At 64.3% G+C, this 18415-nt stretch carries 17 protein-coding genes; 7 read left to right on the top strand and 10 right to left on the bottom strand.

Going from position 1 to position 18415, the window contains the following annotated elements; all coding sequences use genetic code 11:
- Positions 1-3: 3 nt before the first annotated feature.
- From gatB to gatC, 3 genes are read right to left on the bottom strand one after another with little or no spacing between them, the layout of a single operon-like run.
- Positions 4-1458 carry an Asp-tRNA(Asn)/Glu-tRNA(Gln) amidotransferase subunit GatB gene (gene gatB / locus IPF49_13540; protein MBK6288628.1) on the bottom strand — a complete coding sequence of 485 codons (1455 nt, stop codon included), beginning with the start codon at positions 1456-1458 and terminating at the stop codon, positions 4-6.
- A gap of 14 nt (positions 1459-1472) precedes the next feature.
- The gene (gatA, locus tag IPF49_13545) at positions 1473-2927 is read right to left on the bottom strand and encodes an Asp-tRNA(Asn)/Glu-tRNA(Gln) amidotransferase subunit GatA (GenBank protein ID MBK6288629.1); all 1455 of its coding nucleotides are present in this window, start codon (positions 2925-2927) and stop codon (positions 1473-1475) included.
- 25 nt (positions 2928-2952) lie between these two features.
- Positions 2953-3240: an Asp-tRNA(Asn)/Glu-tRNA(Gln) amidotransferase subunit GatC gene (gene gatC / locus IPF49_13550; protein MBK6288630.1), complete on the bottom strand. Its 288-nt coding sequence runs from the start codon at positions 3238-3240 to the stop codon at positions 2953-2955.
- 217 nt (positions 3241-3457) lie between these two features.
- On the opposite strand from gatC, the gene IPF49_13555 reads away from it, so the two are divergent.
- From IPF49_13555 to IPF49_13585, 7 genes are all read left to right on the top strand, one after another.
- Entirely contained in the window at positions 3458-4495 is a 1038-nt protein-coding gene (locus tag IPF49_13555; GenBank protein ID MBK6288631.1) for a rod shape-determining protein, read from the top strand.
- A gap of 77 nt (positions 4496-4572) precedes the next feature.
- Positions 4573-5463 (top strand): rod shape-determining protein MreC, encoded by an 891-nt coding sequence (mreC, locus tag IPF49_13560; protein ID MBK6288632.1) that lies wholly within the window; start codon positions 4573-4575, stop codon positions 5461-5463.
- Complete coding sequence (mreD, locus tag IPF49_13565) at positions 5460-5960, top strand: rod shape-determining protein MreD (GenBank protein MBK6288633.1); 501 nt, start codon at positions 5460-5462, stop codon at positions 5958-5960. Before mreC ends, mreD begins: the two co-directional genes overlap by 4 nt.
- Positions 5961-5994: 34 nt before the next feature.
- Positions 5995-6612 (top strand): septum formation inhibitor Maf, encoded by a 618-nt coding sequence (maf, locus tag IPF49_13570; GenBank protein ID MBK6288634.1) that lies wholly within the window; start codon positions 5995-5997, stop codon positions 6610-6612.
- Complete coding sequence (rng, locus tag IPF49_13575; GenBank protein MBK6288635.1) at positions 6602-8080, top strand: ribonuclease G; 1479 nt, start codon at positions 6602-6604, stop codon at positions 8078-8080. The genes maf and rng overlap by 11 nt, the downstream gene beginning before the upstream one ends.
- Positions 8081-8108: 28 nt before the next feature.
- The gene (locus IPF49_13580; GenBank protein ID MBK6288636.1) at positions 8109-12173 is read left to right on the top strand and encodes a TIGR02099 family protein; all 4065 of its coding nucleotides are present in this window, start codon (positions 8109-8111) and stop codon (positions 12171-12173) included.
- Positions 12166-13020, top strand: a complete 855-nt coding sequence (locus tag IPF49_13585; GenBank protein ID MBK6288637.1) for a carbon-nitrogen hydrolase family protein — start codon at positions 12166-12168, stop codon at positions 13018-13020. The genes IPF49_13580 and IPF49_13585 overlap by 8 nt, the downstream gene beginning before the upstream one ends.
- Here IPF49_13585 and IPF49_13590 read toward each other — a convergent pair.
- The 7 genes from IPF49_13590 to IPF49_13620 are packed head-to-tail and all read right to left on the bottom strand — an operon-like array spanning position 12975 to position 18410.
- Positions 12975-13493, bottom strand: coding sequence for a DUF615 domain-containing protein (locus IPF49_13590; protein MBK6288638.1), 519 nt, complete (start codon positions 13491-13493; stop codon positions 12975-12977). The two genes, IPF49_13585 and IPF49_13590, sit on opposite strands and share 46 nt — an antisense overlap.
- A gap of 13 nt (positions 13494-13506) precedes the next feature.
- Positions 13507-14865, bottom strand: coding sequence for a magnesium transporter (gene mgtE, locus IPF49_13595; GenBank protein ID MBK6288639.1), 1359 nt, complete (start codon positions 14863-14865; stop codon positions 13507-13509).
- 30 nt (positions 14866-14895) lie between these two features.
- On the bottom strand, positions 14896-15165 hold the full coding sequence (locus IPF49_13600; protein ID MBK6288640.1) for an HPr family phosphocarrier protein: 270 nt from the start codon (positions 15163-15165) through the stop codon (positions 14896-14898).
- Positions 15162-16058, bottom strand: coding sequence for an RNase adapter RapZ (rapZ, locus tag IPF49_13605; GenBank protein ID MBK6288641.1), 897 nt, complete (start codon positions 16056-16058; stop codon positions 15162-15164). The genes IPF49_13600 and rapZ overlap by 4 nt, the downstream gene beginning before the upstream one ends.
- A 10-nt stretch (positions 16059-16068) precedes the next feature.
- Complete coding sequence (locus IPF49_13610) at positions 16069-16548, bottom strand: PTS sugar transporter subunit IIA (GenBank protein ID MBK6288642.1); 480 nt, start codon at positions 16546-16548, stop codon at positions 16069-16071.
- Between the two features lie 11 nt (positions 16549-16559).
- Positions 16560-16880 (bottom strand): ribosome-associated translation inhibitor RaiA, encoded by a 321-nt coding sequence (gene raiA / locus IPF49_13615; protein MBK6288643.1) that lies wholly within the window; start codon positions 16878-16880, stop codon positions 16560-16562.
- A gap of 57 nt (positions 16881-16937) precedes the next feature.
- Positions 16938-18410, bottom strand: a complete 1473-nt coding sequence (locus IPF49_13620) for an RNA polymerase factor sigma-54 (GenBank protein MBK6288644.1) — start codon at positions 18408-18410, stop codon at positions 16938-16940.
- Positions 18411-18415: the final 5 nt, after the last annotated feature.

Genomic DNA, 18415 nt, shown 5'->3' on the forward strand with positions numbered 1-18415 from the left:
GAATCATTCCCCGTCGAGTTTGCGGCGCAACAGTTCGTTGACCTGTTGCGGGTTTGCCTTGCCCATGCTCGCCTTCATGACCTGTCCGACAAAAAAACCGAACAGCTTGACGCGCTTGTCGGGGTCGGTGGCGCGGTAGCGGGCGACCGGCCCGGCATTGTCCGCCAGCGCCTTGTCGACCAGCGCCTCGATCGCGCTGCTGTCGTCGAGCTGGCGTAGCCCGCGGGCATCGATGATCTGGTCGGCCTCGCCTTCGCCGGCCCACATCGCCTCGAACACGGTCTTGGCGATCCTGCCGGAAATCGTCCCGTCCAGGATGCGTGCGATCAGTGCGCCCAGTGCCGGAGCGGACACCCGGCTGGCACCGACCTCGAGGCCCTCGCGGTTCAACTGGCCGAGCAACTCCACCATGACCCAGTTGGCGCTGATCTTGGCATCACCGGCGCCCTGCGTGACCTGCTCGAAGTAATCGGCCAGTTCGCGGCTCGCCGACAGCACGCTCGCATCGTAGGCGGTCAAGCCGTAACTGGAGCGGAAGCGCTGCACTTTCTGGGCCGGAAGCTCCGGCAACCGGGCGCGCACCTGCTCGATGAAGGCGTCGTCTATATGTACCGGCAACAGGTCGGGTTCCGGGAAGTAACGGTAATCGTGGGCCACCTCCTTCGAGCGCATCGGTCGGGTCTCGTTGCGAACCGGATCGTAGAGGCGGGTTTCCTGCGCGACGCTGGCACCCGATTCGAGCAGTTCGGCCTGGCGCAGGCGCTCGACTTCGATGGCTTTCTCGACAAAGCGGAACGAATTGAGGTTCTTGATCTCGGTACGCGTGCCGAGCGTGTCGCTGCCCGGTTTGCGCAGCGAGAGGTTGACGTCGCAACGCAACGAACCTTCGGCCATGTTGCCGTCCGAGATGCCGAGGTAGCGCACGATCGAGTGGATCTGGCGCAGGTAGGCGACCGCTTCCTGGGCGTTGCGCATTTCGGGTTCGGAGACGATCTCCAGCAAGGGCGTGCCGGCGCGATTGAGGTCGATGCCGGTTGCGCCGTGGAAATCCTCGTGCAGCGACTTGCCGGCATCCTCTTCGAGGTGGGCGCGCGTCACCGCGATTCGCTTCGAGCTGCCGTCGGGCAACTCGATCGTTACCGCGCCTGCCCCGACGATCGGGTAGTCCAGCTGGCTGATCTGGTAGCCCTTCGGCAGGTCCGGGTAGAAATAGTTCTTGCGATCGAACACGGATACCCGCGCGATGTCCGCGTCTATGGCCAAACCGAATTTCACCGCCATCGTCAACGCCTCTGCATTCAGCACCGGCAGTGTGCCGGGCATCGCAAGGTCCACGGCGCAGGCCTGGGTGTTGGGGGCGGCGCCAAAGCGGGTGGCCGCTCCGGAAAAGATCTTGCTGCGGGTGGCGAGCTGAACATGGATTTCCAGGCCGATCACGGTCTCCCAGTCGTTGTGCATTTGCTGCCTCCTGTTCAGGCCGCGGTGCCGGGTTGCGCGAGGTGCCAGTCGGTGGCCTGCTGGAAGCGATGCGCCACGTTGAGCAGCAGCGCCTCCTGCAGATGATTGCCGATCAGCTGGATGCCGATCGGCAGCCCCCGGCTCAGCCCGCCTGGCATTGACAGCGCCGGCAGCCCCGCGAGGTTGGCGGCAATCGTGTACACGTCTTCGAGGTACATGGTGACGGGGTCCGCGCTCTTTTCCCCGAAACGGAAAGCCGGCGAGGGCGAGGAAGGCCCCGCGATCACGTCAACCCGGGCAAAGGCGGCGCGGAAATCCTCCGCGATCAGCCGCCGGATTTTCTGCGCCTGGCGGTAATAGGCGTCGTAATACCCCGCCGACAGGGCGTAGGTGCCAACCAGGATCCGTCTTTTCACCTCGTCGCCGAAGCCCTCGGCACGGGTGCGGGAATACATGTCGTGGAGGTCGCCCGGATTCTTGCAGCGGTAGCCGTAACGCACGCCGTCGTAGCGGGCGAGGTTGGTGGAGCATTCGGCCGGTGCAATGACGTAGTAGGCGGGAACCGACAGCCGGGTATGCGGCAGACTGATCTCGTGCACGCTGGCGCCGAGGTCCTGCAGCCGGGCGAGGCCCGCGTGCACCGCCTGCTCGATCGCGGGGTCGAGTCCGGAATCGAAGTATTCGCGCGGCACCCCTATCCGCAGCCCCGCGATGTCGTCTTCGAGGGAGTCACTGTAGTCCGCAACCGGTGCGTCGATGCTGGTGGAATCCCGCGGATCGAACCCGGCCATGGCGCCGAGCAGCAGGGCAACATCGGCGGCGGAGCGGGCCATCACCCCGCCTTGGTCGAGGCTCGAGGCAAAAGCGATCATGCCATGGCGCGAGACCCTGCCGTAGGTTGGCTTGATGCCGGTGATCCCGCACAGTGCGGCAGGCTGGCGGATCGAGCCACCGGTATCCGTGGCCGTGGCGGCCGGCACCAGGCGCGCGGCAACCGCGGCTGCCGAGCCACCCGAGGATCCGCCCGGCACGCGACCGGTGTCCCAGGGATTGCGTACCGCTCCGTAATAGCTGGTTTCATTGGATGAGCCCATCGCGAACTCGTCCATATTGGTCTTGCCAAGCGTCACACAACCGGCAGCGGCCAAGCGACTGACCACGGTCGCGTCATAGGGCGGAAAGAAGTTGTCGAGCATGCGCGAGCCGCAGGAGGTGCGCAGGCCCGCGGTGCAGAAGATGTCCTTGTGGGCGATCGGCACCCCGCACAGCGGGCCGCCTTCGCCGCGCCCGCGTTGCTCGTCGGCGCGGCGGGCGGCCGCGAGGGCGCCTTCGTGGTCGATGGTGATGAAGGCATTCAATTCCGTGTTGCGGGTCTCGATGCGTTCGAGCAGATGCCGGGTGATTTCCAGCGAGGAAAAGCTGCGCCGCTCGAGCGCGGCACCGATCTCGAGCAATGTCAGTTCGTGCATGGCGGGGTTCCTGGGTGCCGGATACTCACTCGATGACCCGGGGGACCAGGTAGAGGCCCTCCGCGGTGGCGGGAGCCAGCGCCTGGAAGCTCTCGCGCTGGTCGCACTCGCTGACCTCGTCGGCACGCAGTCGCTGGATCGCATCCAGCGGATTGGCCATGGGCTCAACACCGGCGGTATCGACGGCCTGCATCTGGTCGATCATCGCAAGAATGTCGCCGATGCGCCGGGTAACATCGGTAACGGTGGCTTCATCGAGACGCAACCGGGCGAGTTCCGCCACCCGTGAAATATCCTGTTCGGTAATAGGCATCCTTGAGGTTCCAACAAGCGGCCGTGCGGACGGATCAGCGCCGCCCGCCGGCCTCGATGACCGGGAGTCTGGAAATAATGCGCCGATATCGGCTTCGAGGCGCGTAAACTATCATAATTGTGCCTTGCCCTGAATACACGGCATTGATAGATTGATCTGTTTATGAGCGGCCCACCAACACTGGCTGGCGCCATCACCCGAGGTATGAAGCAGCAGCATGTTCAAGAGAATCCGCGGTCTGTTCTCCAACGATCTTTCGATCGATCTTGGCACGGCCAATACCCTGATCTACGTGCGCGACCAAGGCATCGTGCTCGATGAACCCTCGGTCGTGGCAATCAGGGTACACAACGGGCAGAAAACCATCGAGGCGGTGGGAACCGATGCCAAGCGCATGTTGGGCCGCACTCCCGGGAACATCACGGCTATCCGGCCGTTGAAGGATGGCGTGATCGCGGACTTCCAGGTCACCGAGAAAATGTTGCAGCATTTCATCGCCAAGGCGCACCAGCACAGCTTTATCCGGCCCAGTCCCCGGGTGCTCGTCTGCGTTCCCTGCAAATCGACCCAGGTGGAGCGACGCGCGATTCGTGAATCGGCCTACGGTGCCGGTGCCCGTGATGTGCGTCTGATCGAGGAGCCGATGGCTGCGGCGATCGGCGCCGGCCTGTCGGTCGAGGAGGCCAGCGGATCGATGGTGGTCGATATCGGCGGCGGTACCACGGAAATTGCGATCATCTCGCTGAACGGCGTGGTTTATTCGGATTCGGTGCGCATCGGCGGTGACCGCTTCGACGAAGCGATAGTGACTTATGTGCGGCGCACTTACGGCAGCCTGATCGGGGATGCCACCGCCGAGCGCATCAAGCAGGAAATCGGCTGCGCGCTGGCCGGCGGAGAGTTGCGCGAAATCGATGTGCGCGGACGCAACCTTGCCGAAGGCGTTCCGCGCTCCTTCACTCTGAACAGCGACGAAATACTCGATGCATTGCAGGAACCGCTCAATATCATCGTGCAGGCGGTAAAAGGTGCGCTCGAGCAATCCCCGCCCGAACTGGCCTCGGATATCGCGGAAAGCGGTATCGTGCTCACCGGCGGCGGGGCATTGCTGCGTGACATCGACCGGCTCATCGAACGCGAAACCGGTCTGCCGGTAATCGTCGCCGAAGATCCCCTGACCTGTGTTGCGCGCGGCGGGGGCAAAGCCCTCGAAATGATGGACCGCAAGAGCCTGGAACTGCTCTCGTCCGACTGATTCCGGCCGGATGATGGCGGTGCCGCGGCATCTTGCGCAGCGGGGCGCGGCACCGGAGAGCACGTGATTGCGGGCTGCTGTCGACTGGGAGAGCCGTCATAAAACCGATATTTCGCAGCGAACCATCCATCGGCGCGCGACTGCTGGCGCTGGTGCTTGCCGCGTTGCTGCTGATGCTGGCGGACTGGCGTCTCGGTTTGCTGGCGCCGGGGCGAGCAGTGCTCGGCGATGCCGCGGTGCCGCTCTACTGGATCGGCAATCTGCCGGCCCGGATCGCCGACTGGTTCGACGGTGTGTTCACCACGCGCGAAGCCCTGGTCGAGGAAAACCGGGCCTTGCGCGGCGAAGCGCTGGTGTTGCGTGCCCGCACCCAGCGGCTGGCGGCGCTGGCCGCGGAAAATGTGCGGCTGCGCGAGTTGCTGCATTCAACGGCATTGCTGGACGAGAAACTTCTGGTGGCGGAAATCATCGGGGTTTCTCCGGATCTCGGCAACCAGACCGTGGTCATAGACAAGGGGAGTGCGCAGGGGCTGGCGCGGGGACAGGCCGTCATCGACGCTTACGGATTGTTCGGCCAGGTCGTGGAAGTCGGGCGCTTCAGCAGCCGGGTGCTGCTGCTCACCGACACCACCCACGCCGTTCCGGCGCAGGTGGTGCGCAACGGGGTCAGGCTGATCGTGGAAGGCACGGGACGCATTGACGTACTGGACGTAAACCATGTTTCTTCCAACATGGATGTTCGTCCGGGTGACCTGCTGGTGAGTTCGGGTCTGGGCCAGCGCTTTCCCGGCGGGTATCCGGTGGCCGTGGTCGAATCGGTGACCAACGACGCAGGGCGCACTTTTGCGGTGGTACAGGCGCGCCCCAGCGCGCAACTCGATCGCAGCCGTCATGTGATGGTGGTCACCGTGGCGGCGGATTCCGCGGTGCGCGAGCCTCCGGCCACGCCGGGTCCGGAGCCGGAATGAGTACGGCCAGGAGCGGCGAGTTTCCGCTTGCGGTCGGCTTTTCGGGCCTGATCGCACTGGTGCTGTCATTGATGGCACTGCCTGTCTGGTTGATGGCGGCGCGCCCTGACTGGCTGGGACTATGGGCGATCTACTGGATTACACGCCAACCGGCCCGTATCGGGATGGGTGGGGCGTGGCTGGCGGGTTTACTGATGGATGTTGTCGGAGGAGCAGTTCTCGGACGTCATGCGCTGGCGCTGGGGGTGGTTGCCTATGCGAGCCTGATACTGCGGGGGCGTATGCACATCTATACGTTGCCGCAACAGATGGCGCTGGTATTCCTGGTGACGACCCTCGACCAGCTGCTGTGTCATTGGGTACAGAATCTCAGCGGCCACAGCACTCCGAATCTTTCATTCCTGATGGGCCCGGTGGCCAGCGCGCTTCTTTGGCCGATGCTGGCAATGATCGGCGCGCGCGATGCAACCATGCAAAGCTGGAGGTTGCCGCATTAGCCGCGGGCAGCGTGCCGGGCGATGCCTTGATCCGATGAACGATCGCAACGCGGACTTCTATCTCGCTTCGGCCTCGCCGCGGCGTCACGATTTGCTGCTCCAGCTGGGTTATCGCTTTGCGGTGCTGCCGGTCGCTATCGATGAGCGGGCCCAAGCCGGCGAAAGCGGGGAGGCGTTCGTGCGCCGCACCGCAATCGGCAAGGCGATGGCGGGATGGCGCGTGGTGGAAACCGGGATTGCCCTGCCTGTGCTCGGTGCGGACACCGCGGTGGTGGTCGACGGACAGATTCTGGGCAAACCCGAGGATGCCGCGGATGCGGCCCGGATGCTCGGACTGCTGTCGGGGCGCACACACCGGGTGCTCACGGCGGTTGCCGTGACCTCAGGCGCGACGACCCGGGCCGAACTCAGCGAGACCACGGTGTTGTTCAGGGATATCGAGGCCCACGAAATCCGCCGTTATTGGGACACCGGCGAGCCCCGTGACAAGGCCGGAGCCTATGCCATACAGGGTCTCGCCGCGGTATTCGTTGCGCGAATCGAGGGCAGTTTCTCGGGGGTGGTGGGTTTGCCGCTGTTCGAAACCTCGAGCTTGCTGCAATCCATCGGGGTGCGAGGCTGGCAGCGGGCCGGGTCTGACGATGAGCGATGAGATCCTGATCAATTCGACACCGGTGCAGACGCGGGTGGCGCTCGTGGAAGGCGGTGCGCTGGCCGAGATCTACGTCGAACGGCACAGTCACAAGGGCCTCGTCGGCAACATCTATCTCGGCAAGGTCATGCGCGTGCTGCCCGGGATGCAGGCGGCGTTCGTGGATATTGGCCTGGAGCGGGCAAGTTTTCTCCATGCGAGCGACCTGGCGATATTCGACGGGAGCGGCAATGAACTGCGCCATGACGAGGCACGCGACATCCGCGAACTGATTGGCGAAGGACAGTCGATCGCTGTGCAGGTGGTGAAGGATCCGCTTGGCAGCAAGGGGGCACGCCTCACCACGCACCTGTCGATCTCCTCCCGTTACCTGGTATTCGTGCCGCACACGCGTCATGTCGGAATTTCCCAGCGCATCGAGGATGACCGGGAGCGTGAGCGCCTGCGAACCCTGGTGGAGCGCGTGAGTGCTTCGGCGCAGCCTGCCGCTCCCGGCGGCTTCATCATTCGCACCGCGGCAGAGGGCGTGGGCGCGGAAGCGATCGAGAGCGATTTGCGGTTTCTGGTCAAACTCTGGGCGTCGCTGCGCGAATCGATCGCCCGCGCCAGCGCGCCGTCGCTGATCCATGCGGACCTGCCACTCACGATGCGCACCCTGCGCGACCTGGTGCGCACCGATGTCGAGAAAATCCGCATCGACTCGGCGGAGAACTTCGAGCGCCTGCGCTCGTTTGCCGGCCAGTTCGTGCCGGAGGCGGTCGAACGGCTCGAGTTGTATACTGGCGAGCGTCCGATATTCGATCTCTTCGGCGTCGAGGACGAGATCGAAAAAGCGCTGGGACGTCGTGTCCAGCTCAAATCGGGTGGCTATCTCATCGTGGACCAGACCGAGGCGATGACCACCATAGACGTGAATACCGGCGCCTTCGTGGGCAGTCGAAATCCCGAGGAGACCATATTCAAGACCAATCTCGAGGCGGCTGCGGCACTGGCGCGCCAGTTGCGGGTGCGCAATCTGGGCGGCATCATCATCGTCGATTTCATCGACATGAAGGATCCCGAGCACCGCCGCCAGGTTTTGCGCAATCTCGAGCGTGCGCTGGAGCGTGACCACACCAGGACCGCCATCAGCCAGGTATCGGATCTGGGGCTGGTGCAGATGACCCGCAAGCGCACCCGCGAAAGCCTCGAGCGCACGCTTTGCGAAACCTGCTCGACCTGTCAGGGGCGCGGCACGATCAAGTCGGCGGAGACGGTTTGTTACGAGATATTCCGTGAAATCCTGCGCGAGGCACGCAGCTACGACAACGACACCTTGCTGGTGCTCGCCGCGCAATCGGTGGTCGATCGCCTGCTCGATGAGGAATCGGGAAACCTGGCGGACCTGGAGGAGTTCATCGGCAAGACGATCCGCTTGCGGGTGGAGACTCTGTATTCGCAGGAACAGTATGACGTCGTGCTGTTGTGATGGGTGTTGAGGTGAGGGACTCCGGGCGATGAAATCGGGGCTGCGCCGGCTGGCGGTATGGAGCTGGTATCTTGCCGCCCTGGTGCTGGTGCTCAGCGCGTCGCTGGTGAGTCTCGGGCAGTATTATTTTCCGTATCTGGGTGAATACAGGGAGCCGTTGCTGCGCCGCGCTGCCGCAGAGCTGCCGTTCGGTATCGAGATCACCGGTTTGAACGCGGAGTGGACCGGGCTGGCGCCGACTTTCCATGTTCAGGGCCTGCGCCTGTATGCGCGCAACGAGCCCGCTGTCACGATCCTGTCATCGAGCCGCTGCGAAATCCGTATCGACATCCTGCGCTCGCTGTTCAGTCTGGCGCCGCGTTTGCGCAAGATCGTTGCCGAGAACGTTGCGCTCGAATTCCTCGAGATGGCCGATGGCAGCTGGCGAATGGCCGGCGTCGGCGACAGCCGGTCGCGGTCCAACCCGGAGGAAATCATCGCGTTTTTCCTCGCCATCGAGGAAATCGAATTGCACCAGACGAGGCTGCTGCTCAAGGCGCGCTCGGGCGCGCCGATCGAGACCCGCGGCGCGCTGTTGTTGATGGAAAATTACCGGCGCTTCCGGCGGCTGCAGATTTCCGCCCGCGAGGATGCGAGTGACGGGGATCTGAATGTGCTTCTGGAGGCCCATGGCGATCCGCGCAAGTCCGGGGATTTCGATGCCGCGGCGTATATCGATCTGCACAATATTCAGCTCGCCCGTTTTCAACCCCTGCTGGGCGCAAGGCTCAAGCTGCCCGATGCCGGGTTGAACGGCAAGATCTGGGCCCGCATGGAGGCCGGGGGGCGGCTTTCCTGGCAAGGGGATCTGAAGGCAGCGAAAGTCGAGCTCACCGGGCCCTGGAAAGGTCGTCAGTTGGCGGCGGTGCACAATCTCGAGTTGCGTGCCGCGGGTGAATGGGCGGCAGGTCGCGGCACGCTGTGGGTTGATCGCCTGGCGCTCGAATGGTATGGGGAATCGCTTGCGCTGGAGCGTCTGCGGCTCGATGTGTCAGGCGACGCGCAAGCCCGCAATGTCGAAATCGGAGCGGACTACCTCGACCTGGGTGCGGTGGCCGGCGTGCTGCATTCCAGCGCGCTGCTCACCGGGCCGTGGGGCGATGCGTTGGCCGAGCTGGCGCCTTACGGCGGTCTGGCGGATGCGCGTATGAGCCTGGCGTTGCGTCCGTCCGCGCCCGCGGACTTCCGCCTGCGGGCACGGATGATCGACGTGTCGGTATCGCCGTGGAAGCATGCACCCGGCGTGCGCAATGCCGAGGGCTATCTCGAAGTCACGCCGGGAGGCGGTCATGCGGAGATTGCGAGTGGCGCGATCTCCCTGGAGTTCCCGCGCATCTACGATCATGACCTGGCTTTCGACAGCATATCCGGGCGAGTGAGCTGGCTGCGTGACGCCGACGGGGTGCGTGTCGGCAGCGAGTTGCTGCGCCTGGTCGACGGGGAAACCGAGCTTGGCGCGCGCTTCGATCTCGAGTTTCACCGTGATCCTCAGCTCGACGACCAGATCTCGCTGGCGGTTGGGTTGCGCCATGCGCAAGCCTCGGCGCGTGCCAAGTACATCCCCTACCTGGTCGATTCGGGCTTGCGTGACTGGCTGGATGCCAACATTCAGGGCGGCAGGGTGGATGTCGGGGCACTCGCCTACCACGCGATTTTCGCGCGCCCGGAGCATGCGGCTTCCAGCAAGCTGCAGCTGGGGCTCGATGTGCGTGACGCCGCGCTGAGCTTTCACCCCGAGTGGCCACCGGTGAGCGGAGTCGACGGGCGTTTCGTGCTCGATGGCGCGCGGGTCGAGGTTCGCGCGCATGCGGGACGCATGCTGCAGAGCGACATCGGGCAGGCGGAGGTTGAAATCACGCCGGCCAGTGACGGCAAACGCTTGCGTGTCCATGGTCGTCTGAGCGGCGATCTCGCTGACGGGTTGCGGGTCATCAACGAATCTCCGCTGGCGGCAGTTACCGGCGGCGCATTGCGCAGCTGGACCGCGCACGGCGATCTTGGTGTGGCACTCGATCTCGACATGCCGCTGGGCGGTTCGCTGGATCCGGAGAAATCGCGGTTGCGGGTGAGCGCGGATATCGCAGGGGCGGAGGTTTATCTGGGCGACCAGGATCTGCCGATCGAGACGGCGCGGGGGCATATTGTCTATGACCTTGCCAGTGGATTGAGCAGTGACTCGCTGACCGGAAAATTGTGGGGTCTGCCGCTGCGCGCGGCTATTTCCGAGCGTGAGCCGGGATCGCGGCTGATGGCGATAAACGTGCTCGGATCCGCGCACCCGCAGCGCGTTGCCCAGTGGCTCGGCGTGGATCCTGCGGGTTATCTGTCCGGAACCAGTGCGTTTCGCCTGCGCATCGAACAGCAGCCGGAAGGCGGGATGCGCAGCGTGCTCGATTCTGATCTTGTCGGCGCTGGCAGTTCGTTGCCCGCGCCGCTTGGCAAGAGCGCCGAGGCAGCCCTGGCGCTGCATGTCGAATCGCTGCCGTTGGCAGCCGGCAACGAGATCCATATCACGCTCGATCAGCTTTTGCAGTCGGCGTTGCTGCGCGATCGCAACGGGAGCTGGTCCGGAGAGGTGATCCTGGGCGCAGAGGCGCATGGAGGCGGGCAGGGTCTGCGTGTCAGCGGTGCGCTGGAGGATGCGGATGCGGGCGGCTGGATTCAGGCCAGTCAGCGGCTGCTGAGCGCCAATCCGCGCGGCGACATGAGCAGCGATCACGGCCTGCGTTTCGACGGGTTGCAGTTCCGCTCCGCAAGCTTGCTGTCGGCGACCCTCCACGGGCTACGCCTCGATTCGCGCCGGGAACAGCAGGATTTCGTGCTCGTATTCACGTCTGATGTGCTGGCTGGCGAGTTCCGGGTGCCGGGAGATCATGCATTGCCATACGGGTTGAAGTTATCGGACATTCAATTGCAGCCGTTCATGGCGTCAACCGACGGCAGTGACCGTCGCAAGCGGGCGGATGCGTGGAGTGCGCTGCATGGAGTGCAGGTGCCCGCGATCGATGTCGAAGTCGCGCAGGCGACGCTGGGCGAGCAGGATGTCGGTACATGGTCGTTCCGGGTGGAGTCCGAAGAGGACGCGATGGCGCTCGACGATGTGCGCGCGAGCTTGCCTGGAATGCGGGTGCGCGGGCAGGGCAAGGCGCCGGGCGGGAGCCTCAGGTTGCGCTGGGTCGAGGGGCAGCCACGGACCGAACTGGTGGCCGGGCTGAAGACGCGGGATATCGGGAAGTTTTTCGAAAGCTGGGGTTATTCGCGACTGGTCGAGAGTCACAAGGGGAATACGGACATTGCGCTCGAATGGCCCGGATATCCCACCGATTTCGATATGGCGGAGGTCAGCGGGTTGGTCGATTTTACCTGGAAAGATGGCAACCTCACGCGTGAGGGCAGCAACAACCCCATCATGCGCGCGCTCGGCGTGCTCAATTTCAACGAGGCATTGCGCCGCATCAAGTTCGATTTCAAGGACCTGTATCAGGAGGGCCTGAGTTTCGACCGCTTTGAAGCGGCGATCGACCTCGAGCGCGGCCTGGCGCGTACCCGGGAGCCGGTGGAGCTGCAGGGAGCATCGGCGCGTATCCGTCTGTCGGGACAATCGGACCTGCGCGCCCGGACGATCGACGCGGATCTGATTGTGACCCTTCCCATCGGCAGCAATCTGCCCTGGGTCGCGGCGCTGGCCGGCGGCTTGCCGGCAGCAGCGGGCGTGTATGTGGCGAGTCGTCTGTTCGAGAATCAGCTGGGCAAGTTCTCCAGTGCGGTGTACAAGGTGAGCGGCGCGATAGACGACCCTCAGCTCGAGTTCGTCAAGGTGTTCGATGTGACCGAGGCGGTGAAACAGGGCGAGCCGAAGCCGCGGGAGGCAGCACCTGAGTCACCACCCGGCGAGTCGGTAGCTGGCACCGAGGCACCGCCAGCGCCCGCCGCTGCGCCATCCGCGGAGAGCGCCGCAATTGAAGCTGCGGCGAAAGATTCCGCACCCTCACCCGCGGTCGATCCTGCGCAGGATGCCGTGCCTCGGGTCGTCCCGGAAACCGGGCATGAGTAGCGCTCGCGTCGCCGCACTGCAAATGATCAGCGGCGGCAACGTGGCCGGGAATCTGCAGGTCGCGGAAGCGCTGATCGCCGATGCGGCGGGACGCGGTGCGTCATTGCTGGTCCTGCCGGAAGCCTTTGCCTGTTACGACAGCGAGCAGAGCGCTGCACTCGGCGCCGCGGAGCGGTTTGCGGATGGCCCTCTGCGTTGCTTCCTGGCTGCGCAGGCACGTCGTCATCGCGTGTTCCTGGTGGGCGGCACGATTCCGATCACCGGGGCGGACGCACTGCCGCGAGCCGCATGTCTGCTGTATGGTCCGGATGGGGCGGAACTGGCGCGTTACGACAAACTCCATCTGTTCGATGTGGACCTGCCCGATGCCCAGCGCTGCTATCGGGAGTCCGCGTTCTATGCGCCCGGCGCGGAGGTGGTCAGCGCATTGACTCCCTGTGGGCTGCTTGGGCTGGCGGTGTGTTATGACCTGCGTTTTCCGGAGATGTTCAGGGTGCTGTTCCAGCGCGGCGCGGATGTGCTCGCGCTGCCTTCGGCGTTTACGCGGATGACCGGCGAGGCGCACTGGCATGTACTGTTGCGTGCCCGCGCGATCGAGAACCAGGCTTTTATGATCGCCGCGGCCCAGGGAGGGCGGCACTCGGCGCAGCGCGAGACCTGGGGCGGTTCGGCAATCATCGACCCGTGGGGGCGTGTGCTGGCGAGTGCTGCCAGCGGGGTGCAGGTGATCTGCGCGGATCTCGATCCGGGCGTGCTCGAGGAGGTGCGCGCGCGTTTGCCGGTGCGTTCGCACCAGCGGATCTACGTCCCTGATCCGGGCACGAACGACTCCAGCAGCAAGCGATAGATGTCGCGATAGGCCTCGCGGGTGCGGTTGCCACCACCCGGGTCGCGCGCCAGCGCGCACAACTCGCGTAATTGAGCGATCACCGGTTCGGGAGTGCTGCGCGTCAGTTTCTCGAACGTCGGGCCGTCGGCCGCCAGCAGTCGTTCGCGGAGCCGCTCGGCGCGGTGGTGCAATGCGGTCGTGGCGCGCCTGTGGGCATCGATTTCAGCGCCCGGGCGCTGCAGTTCCGCGACGTTCTCGTCTTCGAGCAGCTTGGCGATCAGGCGGATCTGACGGTTGCGGGCACCGCTCGCGGACATGTTCCTGAGCAGCAACAGTTCCTCGCGGGTGCGCTCGTTCAGCGAAAGCTTGCGAAACCGGCGCTCCGGGAGGGCGCTCAACGTCTCGGCGAGCAACTGGAGTAGCTGGTGATCGCGTTTGCGCTGCGATTTGCTGGGTGGCGCAAGATCGTCATCGTCGCTGCCCTTTTTCACTGTACGCTCCGCTTCAGGTGTAGAACACGGTGGCCAGACCGAGGAAGGAAAGAAAGCCGACCGCGTCGGTGATCGTGGTGAGCAGCACGCTTCCGGCCAGCGCCGGATCGACCCGCATGCCCCGCAGCAGTATCGGCAGCAGTACCCCGGCCAGTGGCGCCGCCAGCAGGTTGATCAGCATCGCGGCTGCGATACAGACACCGATCAGATAATCACCGAACCAGAGGGTCGCGGCGCAGGCGCACACCAGCGCCCAGAGCATGCCATTCAACGCGCCCAGCGCGAGTTCGCGATTCAGCAGCCAGCGCGCATTGCCGCGGCCGATCTGGCCCAGTGCCATGCCACGCACCACCACCGTCAGCGTCTGGCTGCCGGCAACCCCGCCCATGCTGGCAACTATGGGCATCAGGACCGCGAGCGCCACTACCTTGTCGATGGTTTGCTCGAACACGTTGATGACGGCGGAAGCGATGAATGCCGTCACCAGATTGATGCCCAGCCACACGGCGCGGCGCGGCGTGGCCCTGAACACCGGTGCGAAGGTGTCCTCGTCCTCGTCCAGCCCCGCCATGCGCATCAGGGAGTGATCCGCCTCGTCCACGATCACGTCGACCACGTCGTCGATGGTAATGCGGCCGAGCAGCTTGCCATCGGTATCGACCACCGGCGCGGATACCCAGTCATGACGCTGGAACAGGTTGGCGACCTCGCGTGCCGGCTTGTCGACGGGGATTGGCTGCACATCCGTTTGCATGATTTCGCGCACGGTGCAATCCGGGTCGCAGACCAGCAACCGGCCGAGCGGCAGGATGCCGAGGAAGTTGTCGCCGCGGCTCACCACGAAAATCGCATCGGTGGTGTCAGGTATCTCGCCGAGCCGGCGCAGGTAGCGCAGCACGACGTCCACGGTGTGCTTCGGGCGCACCGTGATCGTGTCGGTGTTCATCAGGCCGCCGGCGGTATCCTCCTCGAACGACAGCACGCGCTCGACCCGGCGGCGGTCCTGCGCGCCCATCGCGCCGAGCACTTCCTGCATCATTTTTCCGGGCAATTGCTGCAGGATGTCGGCGACATCGTCGGGCTCGAGATGTTCCATCAACGCGAGCACGTCGTCGGTGTTCATCTGCCCGAGGAATTCGCTCGCCACCTCGGAGCCGAGTTCCTGCAGGACCTCGCCTTCACGGTCGGTCTCGATCAGCTGCCACAGGATATGGCGCGCGCGCGGCGGGGAGGATTCGAGCAGGTAGGCAACGTCCTCGGGCGAGTGGTGTGCCAGCAGGTGCTTTACCGGCGCGAGTGTGCCGGCGTCGATGGCTGCAAGCAGCTGTTCGAGACGTTGTCTTATGTCATTGCGCCCGCGCGACTGCATCATGGCCATTCCTTGCGGCCGCGGCCGCGCGCTTCATTCGTCTTCGCCGAAGCGATCCTGGATCAGCGCCTCGACGGCGGCCAGCGAGGCGGCTTCGTCCTCGCCGTCGCATTGCACGGTGAGATGGCTTCCCTTTCCGGCGGCCAGCATCATCACCGCCATGATGCTCTTGGCGTCGGCACTCTTGCCGTCTTTCTGCAGCTTTATGCTGGCGGAGAAACGCGAGGCGGTCGCGACCAGCTTGGCTGCGGCGCGGGCGTGCAGTCCGAGCCGGTTTATGATCAGAAGTTCCCGGGCAATCATGAAGGCGTCCGCAGCGGCAGGTTGAGTTCGCGGTGGCGGACCTGCGCGCCTGGCATGGTTGCGCCAAAACGCTCGAGCAGCCGCTCGCACATGTATACGGAACGGTGTTGTCCACCGGTGCAACCGAGCGCCACGGTCATGTAGCTGCGGTTGCTGTTGGCAAAACGAGGCAGCCATTTTTCGAGGTAGGCGGCGATGTCGTTCAGCATTTCCCCTACCTCCGGGCTTTGCTCGAGAAACCGGATTACCAGCGCATCCTTGCCCGAAAGCTGGCGCAGGTGCGGCACCCAGTGCGGGTTTGGCAGGCAGCGCAGATCGAAAACGATATCGGCATCGATCGGGATGCCGCGCTTGAAGCCGAATGATTCGAACAGCACCACCATGCCGGCGCCGCCATCGGCGACCACGGTCTTGCTGACCAGATCACGCAGGTCATGCAGCGACATCTGGCTGGTGTCGATCGACAGCGCGGCACGTGCCGCGATCGGGGCAAGCAAGGTGCGCTCTGCGGCGATCGCCTCGTTCAGGGAGGTGTTGCTGTTGCTGAGCGGGTGTTTGCGCCGGGTTTCGCTGAAGCGCTTGATGAGCGTGGCGTCATCGGCGTCGAGATAGATTACCTCGACTGTCAGGGTGCGCGGCAGTGCCAGCAGGATCTGGGCGAAACCAGCCAGGCTGCTGGCCATGTTGCGCGCGTCGATGCTCACTGCCATGCGCTGCAGCGACGCATCGCCGCGTGATTCGGCCTGGGTGACCAGTTCGGGCAAGAGGACGCCAGGGAGATTGTCGATGCAATAGAACCCGGCATCCTCGAGCACATGCAGCGCGGTGCTCTTGCCCGAGCCCGAGCGCCCGCTGACGATAACGAGCTTGCTGGTTCGTGTATCGCTGCCCATGACCAGGATTTCAGGGCGCCGCCGCGCCGTGCTCCCAGGCCGCGCCCAGGCAGTGATGCATTTGCGCCGCATCCCGGCATGCGCGCAGGCGGGCACAGAATGCGTGGTCGCTGAAAAGACCGGCGAGCCGGGCGAGCAGCTGCAGGTGCGCCTCGGCCGCTTCCTCGGGCACTACCAGGGCGAACACGATATCGACCGGGCGGTCATCGATGGCGGCGAAATCGATGGGTCGTTCCAGGGTGACCAGTGCCGCGGTCGCGGTCCGGCAATCCTTGAAGCGGCAGTGGGGAATCGCGATGCCCTCACCGATGCCGGTGCTGCCCAGCCGCTCGCGGGTATTGAAGCTCTCGCATAAACGGTTTTCGTCGAGGCCCGGTGACCCGTCCGCGATCAGGCCGGCAACGACTTCCAGCAAGCGCTTTTTGCTCGCGCAATCGCAAGCGCGCCGCACCCGGTGCGGAGCGAGCATGCTGGCGAGCGAATCGGTCATCGGCGGGAGACTCAGGAGTCGGCGGGGCGCGGGGCAGGGGCCTGCTGGCGTCCCTTTGCCTTGCCCTTGTGCTTCCTGAGCTGGCGGTCGAGTTTGTCGGTCAGGGCGTCTATCGCAGCGTACATGTCCTCGGACTCCGAAGTCGCAAACAGCTCGGCGCCAGCCATGCGAATGGTGGCCTCTACCTTCTGCCGCAGTTTCTCCACGTTCAGCACCACGTCGGCATGGGTGATGTTGGTCGCGTGGCGCTCCAGGCGGCTGAATTTGCTGGTGACGTACTCGCGCAGCGGGGGTGTGAGGTCAACGTGGTGTCCGCTGATGTTGATCTGCATGTGGCGTAACTCCTGACTGGGTGAAATGGTGCTGCCCGGAAACACATGGTCCTGTCGTCAGACCAGTTGCTTCCTCTCGTTGGAAGGTGCAATCCCGAGTGCCTCCCGGTACTTGGCGATGGTGCGCCGCGCGACATTGATGCCCTGGTCTTCCAGTATCGCGGCGATCTTGCTGTCGCTCAACGGCTTGCGCTGGTTTTCGGCACTGACCAGCTTCCTGATGATAGCCCGTATCGCCACCGACGAGCATTCGCCGCCGGCGGCCGTGCTCACGTGGCTCGAGAAAAAATACTTCAGCTCGAAAATGCCGCCCGGTGTATGCATGTATTTCTGCGTGGTCACCCGCGAAATGGTCGACTCGTGCATGTTCACCGCGGTGGCCACGTCATGAAGAATCATCGGGCGCATGGCCTCTTCGCCATGCTCGAGAAATCCCTGCTGGCGCTCGACGATGCAGCTGGAAACCTTGAGCAGCGTCTCGTTGCGGCTCTGGAGGCTCTTGATGAACCACTTTGCCTCCTGCAGGTTGTCGCGCAAAAAAACGTTGTCTGCCGAGTTGTCGGCGCGCCTGATCAGCCCGGCGTAGTAAGGGTTGATGCGCAGGCGAGGAGCGATATCGGGGTTGAGCTCCACCAGCCAACGCCCGTTGCGCTTGCTGACGATGACGTCGGGAACCACGTATTCCGCGGTACTGGCACTCACCGCGCTGCCGGGTCGCGGATTCAGCTGCTGGATGCAGTGGATGGCGTCTCTCAGCTCTGCCTCGCCGATATGCAGCCGCCGCATCAGCGTGGCGTAGTCCTTGCCTCCGAGAAGGTGGAGATACTTGTCGACGATGCCGTGCGCGTTGCGCACTGCAGCGTCCTGCTGGTCGAGCAGGCGCAGCTGGATCAGCAGACATTCACGCAAATCCCGCGCAGCGACTCCGACCGGGTCGAAATGCTGGAGGCGATGCAGCACGGCCAGCACTTCATCGGTTTCGACCCCGGATTCGCCCGCGAAGCCCTCCGCCAGTTCCTCGATGCTCACCGTGAGCATGCCGTCGTTGTCGATGCCATCGATGATCGCCAGCGCGATCACCCGGTCGGTATCCGACATCGGCGTGAGGTTCAGTTGCCACTTCAGGTGATCCGCAAGCGTCGATACCTCGGCTGTATAGCTTTCGAAATCGCGGCTCTCCTCGGACTCGCCGCTGCCGCTGATCGACACCGGTTCGTAGATATCGTCCCAGCTGGTGTCCACGGCAAGTTCGGTGGGGATGGCATCGGTCGCCGCGGCTTCCCCTGCCTCGGTGGCCGGCCCGCCCGATTCGGCGGGTTGTGATTGTGTCGAATTGTCCTGTGAAACGCGCGCTTCCGCGGAATTGACGCCATCGTGTTCGACGAATTCGAGCAGGGGATTGCTGTCCAGGGCCTCCTGGATTTCCTGCTGCAGTTCCAGTGTCGATAGCTGGAGCAGTCGGATCGCTTGCTGCAACTGTGGGGTCATCGTCAGATGCTGACCCAGTTTTAGTTGTAGCGACTGCTTCATGAGAT

This window comes from Gammaproteobacteria bacterium, assembly GCA_016705365.1.
Lineage (GTDB): Bacteria > Pseudomonadota > Gammaproteobacteria > Pseudomonadales > UBA5518 > UBA5518.